Consider the following 4,365-nt stretch of genomic DNA (forward strand, 5'->3'; position numbering starts at 1 on the left):
GTGGTGGTCACGTTGCGATGCCACCGCTGCCGATGTGGACCGGCTCTGGCAATCGTTTCTGCGGCGATTCGATCTTGAACACACCTTCAGAATGATCAAACAGACTTTGGGCTGGACCGCTCCGAAACTCCGCGACCCGACCGCGGCGGACCGCTGGACGTGGCTCGTCATCGCCGCCTACGGCCCAACTCCGCCTCGCCCGACCCTTGGTCGAAGACCTCCGCCGACCTTGGGAACGGCCGGCACGACATGGACGCCTCACGCCTGCACGAGTCCGCCGAGGTTTTCGCCGCCTCCACAGGAAGACTCCTCAGCCGGCCAGAGCACCGAAATCCTGCACCGCGGGCCCCGGCCGACCGACCGGCTCGAAGAACAGACACCAGACCCACAACCATCCCGTCACCGATGCCCTCAAGATGGCCGTAGCCCCCCGCGGTGGCAGCGTGGATTGGGGTCATCTTTCATGCGGACCGCGGCTCGCAGTACACCGCTGCCGCGTTCGCGCAGGTCTGCGACGGCTTCAGGATCCGCAGGAGCATGGGCCGGGTCGGCTCGAGTTACGACAATGCCCTCGCCGAGAGTTTCTGGCAGGGACTCAAGAGGGAGACGATGCACCAGAGGCTGTTCTCGACGGTGCGGCAGGCGAGGCTGGAGATTTTCCAGTGGCTGACGTACTACAACGTCCGCAGGCGTCACAGCGCCCTCAACTACCTCTCGCCTGTGGAGTTCGAACAGCAGCATCTGCGAGCAGATAAGCTCTCGATCGCGGCATGAGCCCCTGTGTCCACACTCCGGGGGACGCCTCACGCGCGCCCGCCCCCTGAGTCGGATGCTTGACTGCCGCCCGGTCCCGCCGTCGAGGATGCGACCCTTCTCACGTTCGATGGGCAGCCTCAGACCGTCGGCGGCTAGCGAACCTGCAGTACGTCGACTTCGGGAGACCTCACGAAGGTCTGCACGTAATCGATGGCTGCCTGCAACGCGTCCTTTAGCGGGGTGATGTCCCGAGCGACCTGAGCGAGGAGGCTGCCGCCCTGGAATGCAGAGAGAAGCAGATTGGCCAGCTGCGTCGGATCCGCGTCAGTGCTGATGCGGCCGAGTCGCTGCATGTGCTGGAGCCCGTCGCGGAAGATGTCCCGCCAGTGATCGAACGCGCTCGCGAGCTCATCGTGAACGTCAAGGTCGGTCTTGATGATCTCGCTCGCGAGGGAGCCGAGGCTGCAGCCTTCCTGGTAGGCGCGCTCGTAGCCGCCGTAGAAATCCGCCCACTCCCGAAATGCGTCGAGATCATCGAAGGAGGCGAATCGCTCACCGCGATGGAATGCGAGGACGCGATCGGCCTGCCATGCGATGACTGCCAGGACCAAACTCTCCTTGGTCGGGAAGTAGTGGTTGAGCTGTGACCCGCTGACGCCGGCCGCGCGACGGAGCTGCTCGTTGTTCGTCGCGTGGACACCCTTCGTGTAGATGAGTTCCGCGGCATGTTCCAGGATCCGGGCACGCGTCGCCTGACCCTTGTCCGTGAGCTTGTGAGGCACCCGAGCTCGTGTCGTGGCTTCCATGCGTCACACGATACCGCAGGTTGGGCTTGACAGCCCAGTCTTGGGTGGTGTTAGCTCTGAAAAGTGGGCCGCCAAGCCCAGAAAGCTCGGCCTGACCTGGGCTTGGCGACTACTCGCACACCTACCGGAGGTTGATCCGCTATGTCACGACTGAACACTCCCGCTCCCGAAGACGTCCCCGCGGGAGCGCAAGGCATCCTCGACAAAATTGGCGCACAGCTCGGCTTCGTCCCGAACATGTTCAAGACCATCGTGTCGAACCCGACCGTTCTTGAAGCCGTCACGACGCTGCAGGGCACCATGAGTCGCGTTCTGGACGCGAAGACGCGGCACACCATCGCGCTCGCGGTCTCGCAGGCCAACGGTTGCGGTTACTGCCTGGCGATTCACACGTACGTATCGTCCGAAGTCAGCGGGATGTCGAGTGACGACATCGACCTGGCTCGCGCCGGGAGCTCGGTCGACCCCAAGCGCGCCGCAGTCGCTCGCTTCGCTCAGCAGGTGGTCGAGAGCCGCGGGCGAGTCAGCGACGCAGACCTGGCGGCTGTGCGCGGCGCCGGCTACACCGACCCGGAGATCCTGGCGATCGTCACGGTCGCAGTGCAGGCGCTGCTGACCAACTTTCTCAACAACGTCAACCAGACCGACATCGACATCCCCTCCGCCAGCTCGGTCGGTACGCCCAGTTGAGCGCGGAAACCTCAGAGTGAAGATATGGCGGCCGGCCTGTACCTACCGTCGGCCGGACCGAGTGGAGGGATAATCATGAAGGCTAGCGGAGTGTCCGGACCCGATGCGGACGTCGTCCTCCTGGAGGTGCCTGAGCCGCCGGCTCCTGGTGCTGGTCAGCTTCTGCTGGAGGTGGAGGCGGCCGGTGTCGGTCCGTGGGATCAGTTGCTGAACGGTGCGGGCTGGGATGTGGGGCTGCGTCCGCCGGCGGCGCTGGGTGTAGAGGGCGTGGGCCGGGTGGTGGCCGTCGGTCCTGATGTCGAGGGCTTTGCTGTGGGTGACCGGGTGCTTGCGCATGAGGCCCCGCTGCCCGGTGGCAGTGGCTTCTGGGCTGAGCGGGTGCTGATCACTGCGGCCAGCGCTGCGATCTGCCCGGCGGGGCTGGATCCGGTGCAGGCGGGGGCGCTGCCGGTTGCCGGGCTCACGGCGTACCAGTCGCTGGAGGCGCTGGGGCTCAGCCGGGGACAGCGGCTTCTGATCACCAATGGTGGTGGGGCGACCGGTGTGCTGGCGTTGCAGATTGCTGCCGCTCGGGGGATCGAGGTGACGGCGACTGCGTCCGCTTCGGCTGCTGAGCGCCTGCGTGGCCGGGGTGCGCTGGAGGTTGTCGACTACCACGACTCGGATTGGGCGGGTCGGGTTCGTGGTGGGTTCGATGGTGCGCTGATCGCTGCTGGTGGTACCGCGCAGGCCGCGCTGTCGCTGGTGCAGGACGGTGGGCGTCTGGTGTCGCTGACCTCGGACGCGCCGACGGGAGAGCGTGGTATCACCAGCACGGACCTCTACGTCCGGCCTGATGCCGCTCAGCTTGCCCATCTGGCGCAGGCGGTCGTGGAGGGCACACTGAAGCAGAACGTGGAAGCCCTCCCGTTGAGTGAGGGGTCGGCCGCTTTCGCCCGGGTGTCCGCCGGGCAGGCAGGCGGCAAGAAGATCGTGCTCACCGGAGCACATCCACGACGGGGTGTCGCCCGGCCCTGACACCGACTCACGGCACCCTGCGGACACGGCACGGCCGCGTGCGCGGCCGTGCCCACCAGGCGAGGGCGCATCAGGCGGTCGGGCCGGTTCACGGTGGCACCGTGGAGGGCCGACCGCCGGCGGGGTTCCGGGCTCCGGGACACGGTCCCTGGAACGGCCGTCCGTGCGGATGCGATCACTGACCGGGGTGTCAGCGGACAGCGGGCGCCCAACGCGATCGGGAAGCCCGCGCAACAGCGCAGAGCGAGCAGCCAGGGCTTTCGCGGACCAGGCCATCGGCCCGCTGTGCCGCGCACTCGAAAAGGGCTGCGTTGTGACGGCCCAGGAGGACGCGGCACGCAGACGTGGCAGGAAAGGTTGAGGAGCGATGGGAATAATCACTGAGGACATGCGGCAGATCGTCACCAGCGCCAAGCTGGCGTTCGTTGCGACGGTCTGCGAGGACGGCTCTCCGAACCTCTCCCCGAAGGGGTCCGTGCGCGTCTACGACGACGATCACCTGGTATTCATGAACATGGCCTCGCCCAATACGGTGGAGAACCTGCGGCAGAATCCGCGGGTTGAGGTCAACGTGATCGACTTCCTGCTGAGGCGGGGGTACCGCTTCAAGGGAACAGCCGAGATCCGCGGCGAGGGCGACCCGGTGTACGACTGGTCCCGCCAGTGGGTGCTGAACACCCACGGCGATCCCATCTACCCGTGCCACGAGGCCGTACTGATCCGGGTGGACCGGGTGCTGCGGGTGGACTCTCCCGCGTACACGTTCGGGCACGCGAACGAAGACGACCTGAAGCGTGAGTGGGCCGCCAACTACGGTGTGGCATACCTTTGATGCGACATCGGACCACCTGACAGACGTCTGCACCCCATGGTGATGCCCATGGCGATCTTGTAGCAGGTCTGCCGGAGCAGGGTCAGGACTGGCGCGGGGCGCATAGTGCGCTCCGTTTCCAGCCCCCGCCGCCTCAATCCCTGCATGCGTTGGATAGGCCGCCAGCTAGTAGGGCTTGGTCAGGTCGGTTGTGGTGGTGCGTGTCCTGTGGGCTGGGTGTGGCGTTGAGTGTGCGTGACTCCGGACGAGATTGCTGTGGTGCGT

The 4,365-nt window shown here is 66.1% G+C and carries 4 protein-coding genes and 1 pseudogene; 4 read left to right on the top strand and 1 reads right to left on the bottom strand.

What is annotated here, in order from left to right; translation table 11 throughout:
- A pseudogene (locus tag ADL25_RS52130) lies at positions 1–774 on the top strand (integrase core domain-containing protein); the annotation flags it as partial.
- A 134-nt stretch (positions 775–908) separates the two neighbouring features.
- Here the strand turns inward: ADL25_RS52130 and ADL25_RS06000 are convergent.
- On the bottom strand, positions 909–1,562 hold the full coding sequence (locus tag ADL25_RS06000; RefSeq protein WP_059126577.1) for a TetR/AcrR family transcriptional regulator: 654 nt from the start codon (positions 1,560–1,562) through the stop codon (positions 909–911).
- A 141-nt stretch (positions 1,563–1,703) separates the two neighbouring features.
- Between ADL25_RS06000 and ADL25_RS06005 the strand changes: the two genes are divergently transcribed.
- The 3 genes from ADL25_RS06005 (at position 1,704) to ADL25_RS06015 (ending at position 4,101) form a co-directional block, all read left to right on the top strand.
- Positions 1,704–2,252: a carboxymuconolactone decarboxylase family protein gene (locus tag ADL25_RS06005; RefSeq protein WP_059126578.1), complete on the top strand. Its 549-nt coding sequence runs from the start codon at positions 1,704–1,706 to the stop codon at positions 2,250–2,252.
- A 90-nt stretch (positions 2,253–2,342) separates the two neighbouring features.
- A complete protein-coding gene (locus ADL25_RS06010; protein ID WP_059126579.1) occupies positions 2,343–3,269 on the top strand; it encodes an NADP-dependent oxidoreductase in 927 nt (308 codons plus the stop codon).
- 367 nt (positions 3,270–3,636) lie between these two features.
- A complete protein-coding gene (locus ADL25_RS06015; protein WP_059126580.1) occupies positions 3,637–4,101 on the top strand; it encodes a pyridoxamine 5'-phosphate oxidase family protein in 465 nt (154 codons plus the stop codon).
- The last annotated feature ends 264 nt before the right edge of the window (positions 4,102–4,365 follow it).

Origin of the sequence: Streptomyces sp. NRRL F-5122, from assembly GCF_001507435.1 — a bacterium.
Taxonomy (GTDB): domain Bacteria; phylum Actinomycetota; class Actinomycetes; order Streptomycetales; family Streptomycetaceae; genus Streptomyces; species Streptomyces lannensis.